Genomic DNA, 15,196 nt, shown 5'->3' with positions numbered 1-15,196 from the left:
GGTTATTTCGATACTGGTTTGATGGGTGAGCTGACGGAATTTATTTCATTCTAGAAAAGGTTGTCGCTAACCGGGGGGCTGTCACAGGTCGTTACAGTAGTGCTCTAGGATGTCGGCGCAGTGGGCGATCGCCCCTAAATGCGCGATTTCATACCCGTGGGTGTTGTGGGTGGGGAAACTGAGGCAGGCGGCCCGCGACACATGGCCAAACTTCATGGCGATCGAGCCATCGCTGCCAAAGCCACTGATGATCGCCATTTGTACCGGCAAGTTGTGCTCTACGGCGGCCCGATGTAGATCGGCGTTTAGCCCCTCATCGTAAAGGCCGTAGGCATCTTGGCTGAGGAGGACAGGTATTTCCCCCGCCTGAATGGGATATTCTGCCGCCAGAGGGCAGATCTCTAGGGCAATTAAGGCTTCTAGGCGGTGACGCTGGGAGAAATAGAGGGCACCGATCGCCCCCACTTCTTCTTTGGCCGAAGCAACCAGATATACGCTTACGGCCGGTGCTTTCAGCCGCTCAGCAAGCATCAGCAAAATTGCCAGAGAGGCTTTGTTGTCGAGGGTATAGCTGGCGATGTGGTTGCCCATGCGAAAGGGCCGCTTGCGGTGCTTGCCCACCACCACCCTGGTGCCGGGGCGAATGCCTGCGGCGGCGAGTTCTTCAGGCGATCGCTTAGTCTCAATCCAGGCAGTCTCCCAGGTGACGGGCTGGCTCTCCTGCTGGGCCTTCTGGGGCGACTCGTGGGAGACGTGGCGTGAGCCAAAGCTCAAAATGCCGCTAATGGTCTGCTGATCCCCGAGCAGATCCATCACACCCTCGCCATAGACCCAGGCAAACGAGCCGCCCAGCTTGCGCACCGACAGCCGACCGTCAGCGTAGATGCTCTTGACCAGGGTGCCGATCTCATCTTTGTGGGCGGTGATTGCAATGGCCCGGCTGTTGTCGCGCCCTGGAATTTTGGCAATGATGTTGTCGGCCTCATCGCGCCAGTGCTCTACCCCCAAGTCGGCCAAGTCAGCCATCAAATGTTGGTTGATTTCGTCCTCCGCACCGCTAGGCGAATGGCACATGACTAGGTCAGAGATTTTGGTAAATAGAGCGTCGTAGGACATGAGTAAAGGTTTCAAAGTTGGAATTCAAGGTTTAGGCAACGACCTTGAACCTGACACCTTAAACCTTAAACCCTTTCTCCAGCCTCGTTAGCCAACGCTTCCCCTTGGGCTTTCTAAAAGCAGAATTATTTTTTTAAAGCTTGTGCATCAATCACGTAAGCCTTTCTGGCCTAAATCTCCTTGGGTGCGCTGGGGGGTCGGGTTTGGGATTGGGCTCCTGCTGTTTGTGGGAGTCAGTAGCCAGTTTCACAGCCAGGCTACGCTGCCCACGCTCGCTCCTCTACCGCAGGATCCGTATATTCGGGCGTACTTTAATCAAAACCAGGCGGCGACCTATACCGACCCCTACCGCAACATTACTCGGCACGGGGATAATTTGGAGCAGGTGGTGATTGACGCGATCGCCACCGCCCAATCGTCGATTGACATTGCTGTGCATGAGTTTTCGCTGCCGGGGATTGCCCATGCCCTCAGCCAGCAAAAGGCAGCTGGGGTAGAGATTCGGGTAGTAGTCGAAAACACCTACAGCACGCCGATGGCAAAGCGGGGGAACCCAGCGGCGATCGCCCAGCTTGATGAGCACGACGAGGCCAAGGCCAGCGACCTGTACGCTTTTATTGACGCCAATCAGGATGGGGTGCTGAGTGACGGGGAGTTGCGCGATCGCGATGCCCTGACCATTCTGGCTGAAGCCGGTATTCCTCTCATTGATGACACCGCCGACGGCAGCAAGGGCAGCGGCCTGATGCACCACAAGTTTATGGTGATTGACGGCCGCATCGTCATTAGCGGCTCGGCGAACTGGACCTTGAGCTGCACCCACGGCGACTTTTCGGATCCCGATAGCCGGGGGAACGCCAACAGTATTTTGGTCATCGACAGTCCACCGCTGGCCCAGCGGTTTCAGACAGAATTTAGCACTATGTGGGGCGACGGCCTCGGTGGCCTACCCGATAGCCTATTTGGCCTGCAAAAACCCTATCGCACCTCGGCTTTGGTCTCGACCCCTGGCTCGGTACTGGAGGTGCAGTTTTCGCCGACCTCAAAGACTCAGCCCTGGGCCCAGAGCGTCAACGGGCTGATTGCCAAAACCCTGGGGCAGGCAACTCAGAGCGTCCACCTGGCCCTGTTTGTATTTTCTGAGCAGGCGATTAGCAACCAGCTGGTACCGGTTGCTAACCGGGGCGTGCCCATCAAAACCCTGATCGACCCTGGCTTTGCCTACCGCAGCTATAGCGAAGGCCTTGACATGCTGGGGATCACGATCCCTGACCACCGCTGCAAGCGAGACAGCAGCGTGCCCTGGGCGAATCCGATTACCACTGTAGGAGTACCGGCTCTGCCCTCTGGCGACAAGCTGCACCACAAGTTTGCGGTGCTCGACCAAAACATTGTGCTGGTCGGCTCGCAAAACTGGAGCCAGGCGGCCAACACCACCAACGACGAAAACCTGCTGGTGATTCGCAATGCCACGGTGGCGGCTCACTTTGAGCGCGAGTTTCAGCGCTTGTACGACGGGGCAGAACTGGGCATGACGCCACAGTTGCAGGGAGCGATCGCCCGACAGCAGGAAAAATGCGGGTTGTAGTCCCTGCCCCTAGGCCACGTTTCTAACCGCGATATTGGGGCAAGGCAGCGACTATCTGGCAGAGCAATGAGTGGGCAAAGGGACTGGAACCAATCGGCCCATCGCCGACTCAGCATCATGTCTTGGTAATGGAGTTTCGTTGCCAGTGCTTCAGTTCTTCAGCGATGAAGTGGTTGACCAGGTCGCGGTACAGGGCTTCGATCGCATCCCCATTCAGCCCTTCTTCCTCGGCCCACGCCCGACGCTGCTGAAGCATGGCCTGAAAGCGATCGGGGGCCTTGACCGCAGTCTCGCTGGTTTTGAACTGAGACGCCGCTTTGACGTAGGCAAAGCGCTGGCCCAGCAGGGCAATCACCTGGCGATCGAGCCGATCAATTTCGGCGCGAATTTCGGCCATGTTTTGGCACTGGTCGGGAGTGTGCATGGGGTTCAGGGTAAGACGATGTTGCCTAACTCGGCTTGTAGGGCGGCGATCGCATCATACTCTCGCTCAAACACTCCGGTCAGGTGCTCAAACACCGGCAATACCTTTTGGTAAACCGTCACATTTTCAGGGATTGGCTGATGGCGGTAGGTTTCGCCAATCATCGCTGTCACTGCATCTAGCGATGGCACTCGGCCCAGGGCATAGAGGCCTAGCACGGCGGCCCCCAAGCATGAGCTTTCGTAGTGTTCAGGAACTGTCACCTCGCGATTAAAGATGTCAGCCATCATCTGCCGCCACAGGGCTGCTTCGGCAAAGCCCCCCGTCGCTTGAATCAGGGTAGCTGGGCCAGCAAAATCTTCTAGCGCCTTGAGCACCAGGTAGAGGTTGTAGACAATGCCCTCCAGTACCGATCGCACCAGGTGCGACTTGGTGTGTTTGACGCTAAGGCCAAAGAACGAGGCCCGCGCGTTGGCATTCCACAGGGGCGCTCGCTCGCCCATTAGGTAGGGGTGAAACAGCAGCCCCTCCGAACCGGGAGACACAGTCCCGGCCATGGTCATCAACAGGCTATAGACGTCTTGGCGCAGGCGTTTGGCGGTAGCTGCCTCGGCATCGGCCAGCTGGTCGCGCACCCAGCGCAGGGCAATGCCGCCGTTATTTACCGCGCCGCCAATTACCCAGTGGTGCTCGGTGAGGGGATAGCAAAACAGGCGCTCTTGGGGGTCGGTGATGGGGCGATCGACTACAGCTCGCACAGCACCGCTTGTGCCTACGGTTACGGCCACTCGGCCCGGGGTCACTGCCCCCACCCCCAGATTCGACAGCACGCCATCGCTGGCCCCAGCAATTAGCGGGGTCTCAACCCGCAGGCCCATGGCCCCAGCCATAACAGGCTTCAGCCCAGTGAGCACGGCGGTGGTGGGCACCAGTTCCGATAGGGATGAGCGATTGACTCCGGCGATCGCCAACGCCTCCGCATCCCAATCCAGCGTGTCTAAATTCAGCAGCCCCATGGCCGTGGCAATGGAATGGTCAACTACATAGCGGCCCAGCAGCCGGTAAAGCAGGAATTCTTTAATTGAAATAAACCGCGCCGCCTGCTGAAACAGTTCGGGCCGCTCGTGGCGCAGCCAGATGAGTTTGACCAGGGGCGACATCGGATGAAGGGGCATGCCCGTGCGCCGATAGACGGCGTGGCCATTCATCTCGGTCTTGATCCGCTTTTCCCAGCCAGCGCTGCGGTTGTCGGCCCAGGTGATGCTGCGGGTGAGAGGCTGGTCGTCGGCATCGACCAAGATCAGGCTGTGCATCGCCGAGCTAAAGCACAGCCCCAACACCTGCGCCGGGTCGAGGGCGTGGGTATCGACCAGCGCCCGTACGGTTTTGACCACAGCAGCGAAAATCTCTTCGGGGTCTTGTTCGGCGGTGGCTATGTTGGGGGTGTAAAGGGGGTAGGTCACCAGAGCTTTACCCACCACCTGCCCCGATTCGGTAAAAAGCACCGACTTGGTGCTGGTGGTGCCAATATCGACCCCGATGATGTAGTTCTGGTTGGTCATAGAGTAATAGCCTGATACAGCAGCGATCGCTCGGTGCACTTCATCAGGCTATACCCCAGCGGCACTGAAGACAAAATCAATGCCGCGTCAAAAAACACCGCAGGCCGCCAGCCCGGGCATACCCAGTAGGTATGCCCGGGCCAACCGGGGTTCACTAGGGAGTGAGCGGCTCTAGCCTTTGTGGCGATCGCGCATCGCCTTGTGAATCGTCTTCCACCGCCGTTTGCTGTTGATAGCAGCGCGGGCATCGTGCCTCTGGTCGAGCCACTGCTGCTCGCGCTGGAGTTTGTGGTAGCTGTGCAGGCGATCGCCGCTTAGATCGCCTGCTGCAACGGCCCCCTCCACCGCACAGCCCGGCTCTCCCTGGTGCCGACAGTCCCTAAACCGACAGTCCTCAGCTAGGGCCTCGATATCGGCAAAGGTGGCCTCTAGCCCCTCGCTAGTGGTCCAGAGCTGTAGCTCGCGCATGCCCGGCGTGTCAATCAGCAGCGCCCCCGATGGCAGGGGCAGCAGGTGTCGCCCGGTGGTGGTGTGCCGTCCGCGGCTGTCATCCTCGCGCACGGTTTGGGTGGTCTGCTGCTGACTGCCCAAAAAGTGGTTGGTCAGCGTAGACTTACCCACCCCCGATGAGCCAATCAGCGCCACGGTTTGCCCCGCCCCTAGGTAAAGGGCGAGCTGTTCTAACCCAACTCCCGTAGCGGCGCTAACGGCGTGAACCGGCACGCCGATGGCCACAGATGCAGCCTGATCGAGGCAATCTGCCAGATTGTCGCAAGTATCGGCTTTATTCAGCACCACAACGGGCACTGCCCTGCTCTCCCAGGCGGCTACCAGGTAGCGCTCAAGGCGGCGCAGGTTGAAGTCGCCGTCGAGACCGGTCACCAAAAACACAGTGTCCACATTAGCGGCCACCACCTGCCCCTCGGTTTTGCCGCCCGCCGCCTTGCGCACAAACTCACTCTGGCGCGGCAGCACCGCATGAATGACGGCGTGGGCACCCTCATCCTGCCGCTGCATGACCACCCAATCGCCCACCGCTGGGAAAGATTGGCTGTCGGCTGTCTGGTGACGAAACTGCCCAGCAATTTCTGCTGACAGTTCTCCTGCTGGGGTTAAGAGCTGGTAGGCACCGCGATGCTCCAGTGCCACTCGGCCCGCTTCAAAACCGGCCTTTGCCCAAGGGGCAAACGCCTGTTCGCAGGTGGTGCTCCACCCGCCTAATTCAGTTAAGTTCAAGGGTTTTTCCTCAGATGAAGCCTGCGTGGGGCAAGGCTTCATGCGGTCGACCCAATATCAGGTGCCGCCTAGCCTTGCCGGAAAAAATGATGGTTGCCGCACAATACCGACTCAGCCATAGGTCACCTCCTTGACAATCACTTAGGGGCTTTGCCCATGACTAGGGCCGCCCACCTTCAAGCCTACAACTCCGATCGCCGCGATCGCGGCAACTCGGTCGACTTTGCAGCAAATCTATAAATATTGGAGAGCTCGCTAAGACTCTGGCTCGTTCAGGGAACACTAGCGCCCAGAGCACTTTCTATAGCAAACTAGCGACTGTTTAAGGGATAGTGATGATCAATGTTACTGCGGCTATCTTGTTAGCGCTTGGCATAACACTAGATTCTTTAGGAGAAAACTATACGCTTTTGGCGGCGATCGGTATTTTGTTCGCCATGGCGTTCTTTCTATTAATGTATCTGCAATATCCGGTTATGTTTACCGGCGCGGCGCGATATCCCTTAGCTAGAAAGTGTTTCCCACTCATCCGTTGGGCTGTCTTTGGCATTTACTTGGTTGACCTGTCTACCACGCTCATGCGCTACTACGACGGTCCTGCCTTGAGCGTTTCTGTCCACGCCTACAGCATTTGGGCTGGGGTTTATTTGGTGGCCTATAGCTTAGCTATTTTGACTGGGCCACCCAAGCAGCGGCGGCGCAAGAAGATTTTTCGCCACTCCCAATGGCGGCGGTGGGAAGGGCAACTGGTTCCCATTCCGATCTCATCGCGGCATTAGGCCAGCATTTAGGAATGTGGGGAGCTTGCATATTGCCCAGGACGTTTGATCGCCAGACTAGAGGATTTGCTGAGTGGGTTGAGAGCTAGCACAACTCGATTCTGAGACTAGTGGAGATGGATTGCGGAATAGCTGACTTATAGAGTGAAGTTATCCCTCAGATGTCCCCCAAGCCTTAAGTCATGTCTGCCTCCACTCCTCGGCAACCCAACCCTGAGGGAAACGATTTTGCCCAATACTTTCCCCATCAAGAGCCCATTCAATATGGGGTTAATGTTCCGGCTCAATCCGGTTCCTCTTGCCCAGACCCTAACCTTCCTAACGCCATGGACCCCATGGGTGCCATCGAAGCCAGGGGCGAAGTCTATCGAAACCTGAAAACCTCCTACGCTCCCTGGTGGGCGGTGATCACCAGTTGGTTAGTGCTGGGGCTACCTGGTTTTTTTCTGGGCGGCCTCGCGATCGCCTTTGGCCTTCAGCAACTCCACGTTTTGCTAGAAGCCTTTACTGATGTCCAGGGCTGGCCAACTTTTTGGAGCAGTATTTTCATGCTGCTGTTGTCCCTACTTCTATTTGGCATGGGAAGTTTGCTCCTGCTGATTCCCATGCGCAGCACTCTGATCAAACTCGACCGTCGGCAAGCTAAACGATAAAAGGCACTGACCTCGTCGATGTGCTCCGTTTCAAAAGCAACCGAAAGTTGCTTTTTGGGGAAACAAACAATATTCACAACGGTTACCAGCAGCACGTTGATTTATCAGTAGAAGGTGCGGAGGGCACTGCTCTCCACACCCTCGGGCAACCAGAAGCTCGGTAACCCCTGCAACCCCTGCCGCACCCAGCGATTAACCGATCGCAGCGCCTGAATATGCGGCCATCGGGAATCACGGGCAAAATCTTAGCGGGCTGCCCCTGCCTCAAGGTCGCAATCACCTGGTTCGCCGCCTCTCGCCCCGTCACATAGGCCTTCTCCTGCGGCCAACGGTCGTAATGGGTGACGATTCAATCATCCGCTATGAGCAGGTTATTGATGGGTGTTTTGGATAACCTCTAACCTCACTATCAGTAACTCTCCTGATCAAGTCGTATCGCGAGGTAACTTACTCTCATCTGACAACCATGCTGTCTGTTAACTCTCAGCTGCACAAAACACCGTTCTAGCCTCATACCATTCTCTAGGAGTAGTCGAAGGCGATAACAAACTTACCCTTTGAGAGAATCGTAACTACTCCTATAGAGCCTGCAAAACGAAGTCTGCCCATGTCCAAAATTGAATGAACAAGTTGATGCAATGCTGAGAAAATAGATATGGCCAAGTCAGTACGTTCCCGATGCAAATGCGGCCAGACTACTACAGTTCAGAACAATTTCTGCAAAGAATGCTGGAGCTTGCTGTGGTGGCAGGCGATCGATCTGTCTATGAAAGGAGAGCTTCGAACCCCTGTTTCTTTAGGATTCGATAGCATAAGCTAGCACAACCATCTCAGGGTCAATGGTTTAGCCGCGTAGTAGGTCGATTTGGATAGATTCGCTATCTTGTGGTCAAAATAGTGGCAAACGTAAGAACCTTTCAGAAGTGACGCGATTCAGCGTGCATCTCAGCTTTGTAAACGTGCTGCATCATTTTCGTCTAACTCGGTGCCAGGAGCGTCGTTCAAAAGCTGCTGTGACAATGGTATTTAGGCCTTGAGATGCTGTAAGGGTGGCCAATGCTCGCCAAGCGCTAGGGTAGCCAAAACTGGGGTAACCCCTGCAACCCCTGCCGCACGAAGCGATTGACCGATCGCAGCGCCTGAATGTGAGGCTCATCAGGAATCACCGGCAAAATCTTGGCGGGCTGCCCCTGACCCAGCGTTGAAACTACCCGGTTTGCGGCTTCCAGCCCCGTCACGTAGGCTTTTTCCTGCGACCAAGAGCCGTGGCGGGTGACAATCCAATCGCCCGCCATAAACAGGTTGTCGAAGCTAGTGGTGGTAGGCAGCAGGTAGCGGTAGCTACCGGGGGCAAAGTGAGTCACCCCCTGGGGAATGCGCACGACGCTGTGATCGACAATTTTGGCCTCGCCAAAGGCGGGAATGCACCCCGCGAGATCCTGCTGCACTTGCTTGAGCACCTGGTCGTCATCCAGCGCCAGGAGCTGGTTGGCGTGGTAGTAGTCGGCCTCAACCACTGTGCCCGGTTCGTCGCGATACTCGTCGTGGATAGCGTTGAGGTCAAAGAATGTCCACCCCGTGGTGGGGTGAAACCCAAAGCAGGCGTTGGAGGGTAGGGGAATATCGACTTTGCGATCGAGCCACAGCCGCGCCGCCAGCACGTCGATCGCTCCCAGGTTGCGAATGTTGCTGAACTCAGGGCGCGCCCTCAACCCCGCCGACTGCTCCACAATTTTCTTTAGCCCGCTGATGCCCACGGCAAACACCACGGCATCGGCCTCAAACACTTCGTCGCCGCAGACTACCGCCGTCACCCGGTTGTCCCCGACCGTCACATCCGACACCCGATGGTTGGCCAAAATTTTGCCCCCCGCCCGCTCGATCGCCTCGGTCCAAGGCCGAAAGATCTGCGCCCCCACTGTGCCCCGACACCAGCGGACATCAAAATCGGGCTGGTGGGCCAGGATGAAGTAGTAGAGCATTCCTAGCGCCGCTGCTGCCGAGCACTGCTCTCCAGGGGCAAACAACCCGACCAGCAGCATCGGCTCAAACGATTCGTGGTAGAGCCGGGCCGATACGCCATACTGGCGAAACAGCTCGCGGGCGGTGATGCGATCGTACTTTTGCCAGGCCTCGTCAGAGTTGTCGAAGTCGATTAGCGCTTGCAGCAAGGGCAGGGCCGAGAGGCGATCGATCAGCGGCAGGCGCTTGAAGTCGGTATAGAGAAACGTGCCTAGCGGTGTCGGCAGGTAGGGCTGCTCCTGAAATAGCGGCGACTCGACCTCTAGCCCGTGGGGCGAATACTGGGCCGATCGCGTCCACTCTGTAAAGGGCTGAATGCCCAAATGGTCGGTGAGGGCAAAAATGTTGCGATACGGGTACCAAAACCCGTGGATGCCCGCCTCGACGGCGCGACCCTGGGGCGTTTGCCAGCCCGCTACCAGTCCACCAGGGTAGGCTCCGGCTTCTAGGAGCGTAACGGCGTAGCCCTGCCGCGCCAGATGATAGGCAGATCCCAATCCGGCCCAGCCTGCCCCGACTATCACCACCCGCTTTTGTGCTGTGTTTTCCATTGTTCTTGCCCCCGTTGCCCATAGACCTCCTTTACTCTATCGGTAGCGATGGCCTGTAGGGGTTAGGATCGGGGGATAGGTATTGCGATCCTCGGCTTTCCTCACCCCCAACCCCTCTCCCCGTGGGAGCAGGGAGCAGAGCTATCTTCATAAACCACTCTTTTTAGGCAGATGAGTAGTAAAAAAATTGTGAAAAGCGGCGTCAACCGGGTGATGGGGGTCAACGAGGCCACCCGCGACACCACCATCCAGACCAATTTGGCCAATCCTAGTTGGGACAAGAAAGCCACTCTGACCTATCTAGGAGCGACGATCGCCCAGGTGGCAGCGATGACCGCATTATTGTGGGCTATGGATGTGGCCTTCGGGTACTTCAACCTGGATGCCCTAGCTCCCTGGACAACAACTGCGATCGCCTGCGCCTTTTTTGCCTTTGTGACGCTGCGATCGCGCCTGTTCTCTCTGCTCGACAATACGCGCAACAGCGGTCGCTACACATCGCTTCAGCGTCCGGGCTGGGCACCGCCACCGTTGGCCTTCCCCATTGTGTGGATGAGTATTGCCGTGCTGCGGGTGGTCTCGGCCTATTTGGTGTGGTCGGCGATGGGGCAAACCTTTTTGAGCTGGCCGCTAATTCTCTACGTGGTGCACCTCAGCCTGGGTGACACCTGGAATACGATTTTCACGGTGGAGGGTCGTTTGGGGGCTGCGGTGCCGATGGTAATTGTGGGGCCGTTGCTCTCGGTGGCGGTGGTCACGGTTGGCTATTTTCAAGTGGTGCCGCTGGCGGGATGGATTATTTTGCCGTCGCTGGTGTGGCTGGCGATCGCTACCGCCCTCTGCATCAGCCTCTGGCGCTTGAACGGCCAGGAACCCCTATATCCAGTCGCATCGGTCTGATTTGGCTATCTTTAAGAGGTAGGTTGGGTGAAACACAGGGCCACCCAACGCTAGCCTGAGTTTTGTTGGGTTCTGCTAGCGTGCTACCCAACCTACAGGTCGACTTTTGTTTTCTCTCTAGTGAAAGCACCCATGGTCACCCTTGAGCTACGCCAGATTGAGGTACCTCTGGGCAAGAGCCTGGTGCTGCGCGACGTGAGCTGGGCCGAGTTCGAAGCCATCTTGGCCGAGCTGGGGAACCACCGCAGCACCCGCATCGCCTATGACAAAGGCTTTTTAGAAATTATGGCCCCTCTGCCAGAGCACGAGTACTTTAAAGAGACCATTGGCGATGCGGTCAAGGACATGGCCGAAGAACTCACTGTGGAGTACGCCAGTTATGGTTCAGCTACCTGGCGGCGCAAGGCTCAGCAAGCAGGCATCGAACCCGACAACTGCTTTTACTTCCAAAATGAAGCGCTGGTGCGCGGCAAGCTAGAGTTTGATCTCGATCGCGACCCACCCCCCGATCTCGCCCTCGAAATCGATCTCACCAGCAAATCACTCGATCGCTTTCCGATCTATGCGCGGCTGGGCGTACCAGAAATCTGGTGCTACGACAGCGGTGTGTTGACGATTTACTTGCTGGAAGGCGATCGCTATGGGGTGTCAGAGCAAAGCCGAGTGTTTCCCACGCTGGATATTCGCGCTCTGCCTCAGCTAATTGAATCGCAGCGATCGGCGGGTCGGCTAGCGCTACGGCGATCGGTCAGAGAATGGGTGAAAGGCCAATCGTAGGGTGCATTCGCGGAGCAATGCACCCTACGAAACCGAATCAAGGTTGAATCATATCTCGGGTCAAACCTATTTTCTCTCCCAGATCCAGCACGTTTGCGGTGAAGTCGTTGACGTTGCCTGCAAAGGTAGCGGCTCCCCCCGCCAGTGTTGTGGTTGCTGCTCCTGCTGCGATCAGCCGTTGGAGGCGTTTGCCAATGCGCTTCGGCTCTTGCTTTTCGGGCTTGTTGAGATCGCCTTCCAGGTCGTCTAGCTCCATGAGCACATCGTCTTTTTGCTCTGGGGGAAAAGTTTGAGCCGAAGTCCGAAGCGCGGCAATGAGCTGGCTGATGGCCTCGTTGTTTTGGTTGATGTAGGCGGTCATTTGCCCCTGGTTGGTACCTGCCACATTGCCCACCGGAGCATAGAAATTTTGGTCGCCCATAGGTCTTAACGCTAAAGTTTGAACTACGCCCATCATCTCTCGATATACCTTGAGTTGCCCTTCGGCTTCCCGTAATGAGAGTTGAACTGAATACAACTGCTTCTCAGTGGTTTCAATATGGCCTTTAAGCTGTTCCAGCTCTACTCCTGTCTCTTCCGCTTCTACTTTCAGGCGGACTATCAAAGCTCCTTCCTTCTCCTCAATGCCTTGGATACCGATATCCTGTTGGGGATATCGCTGTCGTAATTCTTGAAAAGACTGAAAAAAGGCTTTCCAATCGATACCCTCGGTGAAGGTAATGTCAATGGTTTCTAAGGCACTGGCAATGATTTGAAATCGCTGGGCGAATTCACCTGGGGCAAATGTGCTTTCAACGTCTACAGGGAGACGGCCTGAATATTGCTGTTTCTCATCGTCATAAGTGCGAAAAACATAGTCGCATTTTATATTTTCCAAAATAGTTGAGCTGCTGATTTGCCAATCTGCAATGCAAGCACCTGTAAGTGTTGCCTGAGTGAAATTGGTATGGAGTACTTGAGACCCATTGAGGTTGGCACCACTTAGGTTGGCACCACTTAAGTTGGCACCGATGAGATCGGCAGCACTGAGATTGGCACAGGTAAGGTCAGTGTCGATGAGGTCGGCGTATCTAAAGTTGGCGGAGATAAGGTTGGCGGAGGTGATGTCAGCAAAGCGAAGGCCGATGAAGCTGAGATCGGCACCCATGAGAATGGCGGATCTGAAGTTGGCACTGTAGAAGTTTGCGTCGCTTAGGTTTGCACCGAGTAAGTTGGCACCGCTTAGATCAGCGGCGATGAGGTCGGCAGAGCTGAGGTTGGCAGAGCTGAGATCTACCTTAATGTCGGGATTTTTCTTTCTCCACGCATTCCATGTCTTACTACCTTGATTTAGCAAAGCAACCAGTTCTTTATATGCCATCGCTGTTAGGCCTGCATCGTCACCTCACCCTAGACTACGCGCTGCCGCTCATCCGTTCCATATCTTTTTTGTGGCTTGTGGTCAGAAGCTGGTCAGATTTCTTTAAAGCTGTATTGGTGGATCAGCCCAAATCCTGGAAGCTTTGTATGATAGGCATCCTGCCTGTCTTGGCCAGGCAGGCAGGATGCCTATCTCACAAAACTTTTTAGGACTCTTGCTGGTCTGACCCCTCGGCGACGATCGCGCTGATGGTATCGATCGCCCCCTGGCGAAAGGTGAGCGTGTAAATCTCTGTGGGCATTTCGATACCCGCCTCTTGCAAACTCTCTTTAATCGCTTGAGAGGCTGCTGAAGTCACCTGCAAATATGACTGACGGCGAGAATTTACCCAAAACCGCACCTCCAGTTTGACAGTGCTGGGTGCCAAGTCTTGCACCAAAACCAGCGGCGGTGGCTCTGGCTCAACGCCTTTAATCTGTGTAACCGCCTCAACAATCACCTGGCGGGCGGCGTTGATATCGGCATCGTAGTCGATACCAACCACGACATCGCTGCGGCGCACGGGGGAGTCAGTATTGTTGACCACACTCTTTTGAAATACCTGCTGATTGGGGATGTAGACCAGCCGCCCATCGTAGGTGCGCATAGTGGTAGCCCGCAGCTGAATTTGCACCACGGTGCCCTCGTAGCTGCCAATCACCACCTGGTCGCTAATGCGAAACGGGCGGGCTGCCAGCAAAATCACCCCAGAAATATAGTTGCTGAGCACGTCGCGCAGGCTAAAGCCAATCGCCACGCTGGTCAGCCCCAGGGTGCCGAGTAGCGTACCAAAGTTTAGGCCCAGCACCCCCAGGGCTACCACGCTGCCCAGTACCCAAACGCCGCCATAGCAGAGACGGCCAATCAGAATTTCGGTGCCGCGATCGCCCTCAGTTTGCTCGGCCCACAGGCGCCCCACCCGCCGCACACCCTTGGCCACTATCCAGGTCAGACCCACCAGCAAGATCGCCCCCACCAGCGACGGCAGCAGCACAATCGTGTCATCTACTAGCTGCCGAGCCGTTCCGTTGAGCCGTTGCAGTACGTCAACGGCTAAATTGGGTTGGGCCAGCACTCTATTGAGGCGATCGGCCCACTGCTGGGCCAGCTCTTCAACGGTGAGGCCAAAATCGGCGGCATCTTGCTGGGTCACCGTCATTAGCACCCGGTTGTTTACCGTCAGCAGAGCAATCTGGCGCTCATCATCCACCTGCACGGCAACTGGCTTGAGTTCCTGAGCCTGACTCAGCAGCCCAGCGATGCGGCGGTTGATAATCTGGGCGCGATCGCTGGCAGTCAACCCCGTTAAGCTGCCCACCTGAAACACCGGCTGGCCCCGCACCAGCACATCGGCAAAAAACAGCCTATCTTCGGCGCGATCGGGGGTTGGTGCTGGGGATGCAGGCAAGGCCGGCAAAGCAGGAGCTTCCTCAGGGTTGGCCTCATCCTGAGCCTGAAGCCGAGCGCTCGGAACAACGAGGATAAGAACCAGGAGCATTCCCCCTGCCCATGGCCGCCAAATCTGCTGAAAAATGCTAGCCTCTCTCTGGTGTGGCACTCATTTAGGTCATTTCTGACAAACATCTTCTCAATCGGTGGACACGGCCTACCACTCAACCTAAGCCACCGCTTTTCCAGTGCGCTACTTAATCACCGCACAGGCAATGCGCCCGCCGGAACCCCCAATGGGTTGAGAATAGTGGTCATCCTTGTCGGTGTGGATGATCAGCGCCGTGCCATCGTCATCCAGCAGCTTGGCGGCTCCCGCATCGAGGGCCACCAAATCGCTGTATAGCTCTACGTCCACCGTGCCATCGGCGGCGACTACTAGGTTAGGCAAATTGCCTTCATGGGGGCCATCGGGGTTGCGAAACCCGTGGGGCTGGTCGAAGGGGTTCACATGTCCGCCTGCCGATTTAAATGCCGCCAGATCTGAACAGTCCCCTACGGCGTGGAAGTGCATACCGTGGTAGCCGGGAGGCAAATCTTTGGCCTGAATCTTCACCAATACCCCTTTGTGGCCCTGCTCGACCTCTACTGTGCCAATAGCGTTGCCGCTGTTGGCAATTAAATCAGCTTGGGCAATCAGCGCATCGGCATAGGCAGGGCGAGCCAGCAGGGTTAGGGCACCCAGGCACAGGGCCAAACAAAGCAGCTGAAATCGATTGAGAAAGGCAAGCATAGGTCTA

Annotated in this window: 13 protein-coding genes; 5 read left to right on the top strand and 8 right to left on the bottom strand. The window is 56.5% G+C overall.

Annotated features, from left to right (window positions below):
- Window positions 1-81: 81 nt before the first annotated feature.
- Complete coding sequence (locus tag H6F57_RS03045; protein WP_190629487.1) at window positions 82-1,116, bottom strand: M42 family peptidase; 1,035 nt, start codon at window positions 1,114-1,116, stop codon at window positions 82-84.
- A gap of 226 nt (window positions 1,117-1,342) precedes the next feature.
- On the opposite strand from H6F57_RS03045, the gene H6F57_RS03040 reads away from it, so the two are divergent.
- Window positions 1,343-2,704, top strand: coding sequence for a phospholipase D-like domain-containing protein (locus H6F57_RS03040; protein ID WP_199289864.1), 1,362 nt, complete (start codon window positions 1,343-1,345; stop codon window positions 2,702-2,704).
- 115 nt (window positions 2,705-2,819) lie between these two features.
- Here the strand turns inward: H6F57_RS03040 and H6F57_RS03035 are convergent, their stop codons facing one another.
- From H6F57_RS03035 to rsgA, 3 genes are all read right to left on the bottom strand, one after another.
- Window positions 2,820-3,128, bottom strand: a complete 309-nt coding sequence (locus tag H6F57_RS03035) for an isochorismate lyase (protein ID WP_190629486.1) — start codon at window positions 3,126-3,128, stop codon at window positions 2,820-2,822.
- Window positions 3,129-3,133: 5 nt separating this feature from the next.
- Window positions 3,134-4,690, bottom strand: a complete 1,557-nt coding sequence (gene gntK / locus H6F57_RS03030) for a gluconokinase (RefSeq protein WP_190629484.1) — start codon at window positions 4,688-4,690, stop codon at window positions 3,134-3,136.
- A gap of 171 nt (window positions 4,691-4,861) precedes the next feature.
- Complete coding sequence (rsgA, locus tag H6F57_RS03025; protein ID WP_190629481.1) at window positions 4,862-5,926, bottom strand: ribosome small subunit-dependent GTPase A; 1,065 nt, start codon at window positions 5,924-5,926, stop codon at window positions 4,862-4,864.
- Window positions 5,927-6,261: 335 nt separating this feature from the next.
- Between rsgA and H6F57_RS03020 the strand changes: the two genes are divergently transcribed.
- Both H6F57_RS03020 and H6F57_RS03015 read left to right on the top strand, forming a co-directional pair.
- Window positions 6,262-6,705 (top strand): hypothetical protein, encoded by a 444-nt coding sequence (locus H6F57_RS03020; protein WP_190629479.1) that lies wholly within the window; start codon window positions 6,262-6,264, stop codon window positions 6,703-6,705.
- Between the two features lie 182 nt (window positions 6,706-6,887).
- Window positions 6,888-7,358, top strand: a complete 471-nt coding sequence (locus tag H6F57_RS03015) for a hypothetical protein (protein ID WP_190629477.1) — start codon at window positions 6,888-6,890, stop codon at window positions 7,356-7,358.
- Window positions 7,359-8,428: 1,070 nt separating this feature from the next.
- Here the strand turns inward: H6F57_RS03015 and H6F57_RS03010 are convergent.
- Complete coding sequence (locus H6F57_RS03010) at window positions 8,429-9,931, bottom strand: FAD-dependent oxidoreductase (protein WP_190629475.1); 1,503 nt, start codon at window positions 9,929-9,931, stop codon at window positions 8,429-8,431.
- Between the two features lie 171 nt (window positions 9,932-10,102).
- Between H6F57_RS03010 and H6F57_RS03005 the strand changes: the two genes are divergently transcribed.
- Together H6F57_RS03005 and H6F57_RS03000 are read left to right on the top strand one after the other, a co-directional pair.
- Window positions 10,103-10,831, top strand: a complete 729-nt coding sequence (locus tag H6F57_RS03005) for a tryptophan-rich sensory protein (protein ID WP_190629473.1) — start codon at window positions 10,103-10,105, stop codon at window positions 10,829-10,831.
- Between the two features lie 132 nt (window positions 10,832-10,963).
- Window positions 10,964-11,608 carry a Uma2 family endonuclease gene (locus H6F57_RS03000; RefSeq protein WP_190629472.1) on the top strand — a complete coding sequence of 215 codons (645 nt, stop codon included), beginning with the start codon at window positions 10,964-10,966 and terminating at the stop codon, window positions 11,606-11,608.
- A gap of 37 nt (window positions 11,609-11,645) precedes the next feature.
- Here H6F57_RS03000 and H6F57_RS02995 read toward each other — a convergent pair whose 3' ends face one another.
- The 3 genes from H6F57_RS02995 to H6F57_RS02985 form a co-directional block, all read right to left on the bottom strand.
- Window positions 11,646-12,968, bottom strand: coding sequence for a pentapeptide repeat-containing protein (locus H6F57_RS02995; protein ID WP_190629470.1), 1,323 nt, complete (start codon window positions 12,966-12,968; stop codon window positions 11,646-11,648).
- Window positions 12,969-13,173: 205 nt separating this feature from the next.
- Entirely contained in the window at window positions 13,174-14,505 is a 1,332-nt protein-coding gene (locus H6F57_RS02990) for a mechanosensitive ion channel family protein (RefSeq protein WP_190629468.1), read from the bottom strand.
- Window positions 14,506-14,649: 144 nt separating this feature from the next.
- On the bottom strand, window positions 14,650-15,189 hold the full coding sequence (locus H6F57_RS02985) for a superoxide dismutase family protein (protein ID WP_190629466.1): 540 nt from the start codon (window positions 15,187-15,189) through the stop codon (window positions 14,650-14,652).
- Window positions 15,190-15,196 lie beyond the last annotated feature (7 nt).

This window comes from Leptolyngbya sp. FACHB-60, assembly GCF_014695775.1.
Lineage (GTDB): Bacteria > Cyanobacteriota > Cyanobacteriia > Phormidesmidales > Phormidesmidaceae > Nodosilinea.
The sequence above is the reverse complement of the archived record's forward strand: the minus strand, read 5'-3'. Positions and strand labels throughout refer to the sequence as shown.

What these genes read in the sequence shown, in the direction of transcription:
- H6F57_RS03045 (WP_190629487.1), bottom strand. Translation starts at nt 1,116, where the DNA reads ATGTCCTACGACGCTCTATTTACCAAAATCTCTGACCTAGTCATGTGC.
- H6F57_RS03035 (WP_190629486.1), bottom strand. Translation starts at nt 3,128, where the DNA reads ATGCACACTCCCGACCAGTGCCAAAACATGGCCGAAATTCGCGCCGAA.
- gntK (WP_190629484.1), bottom strand. Translation starts at nt 4,690, where the DNA reads ATGACCAACCAGAACTACATCATCGGGGTCGATATTGGCACCACCAGC.
- H6F57_RS03020 (WP_190629479.1), top strand. Translation starts at nt 6,262, where the DNA reads ATGATCAATGTTACTGCGGCTATCTTGTTAGCGCTTGGCATAACACTA.
- H6F57_RS03015 (WP_190629477.1), top strand. Translation starts at nt 6,888, where the DNA reads ATGTCTGCCTCCACTCCTCGGCAACCCAACCCTGAGGGAAACGATTTT.
- H6F57_RS03010 (WP_190629475.1), bottom strand. Translation starts at nt 9,931, where the DNA reads ATGGAAAACACAGCACAAAAGCGGGTGGTGATAGTCGGGGCAGGCTGG.
- H6F57_RS03005 (WP_190629473.1), top strand. Translation starts at nt 10,103, where the DNA reads ATGAGTAGTAAAAAAATTGTGAAAAGCGGCGTCAACCGGGTGATGGGG.
- H6F57_RS03000 (WP_190629472.1), top strand. Translation starts at nt 10,964, where the DNA reads ATGGTCACCCTTGAGCTACGCCAGATTGAGGTACCTCTGGGCAAGAGC.
- H6F57_RS02995 (WP_190629470.1), bottom strand. Translation starts at nt 12,968, where the DNA reads ATGGCATATAAAGAACTGGTTGCTTTGCTAAATCAAGGTAGTAAGACA.
- H6F57_RS02990 (WP_190629468.1), bottom strand. Translation starts at nt 14,505, where the DNA reads ATGCTCCTGGTTCTTATCCTCGTTGTTCCGAGCGCTCGGCTTCAGGCT.
- H6F57_RS02985 (WP_190629466.1), bottom strand. Translation starts at nt 15,189, where the DNA reads ATGCTTGCCTTTCTCAATCGATTTCAGCTGCTTTGTTTGGCCCTGTGC.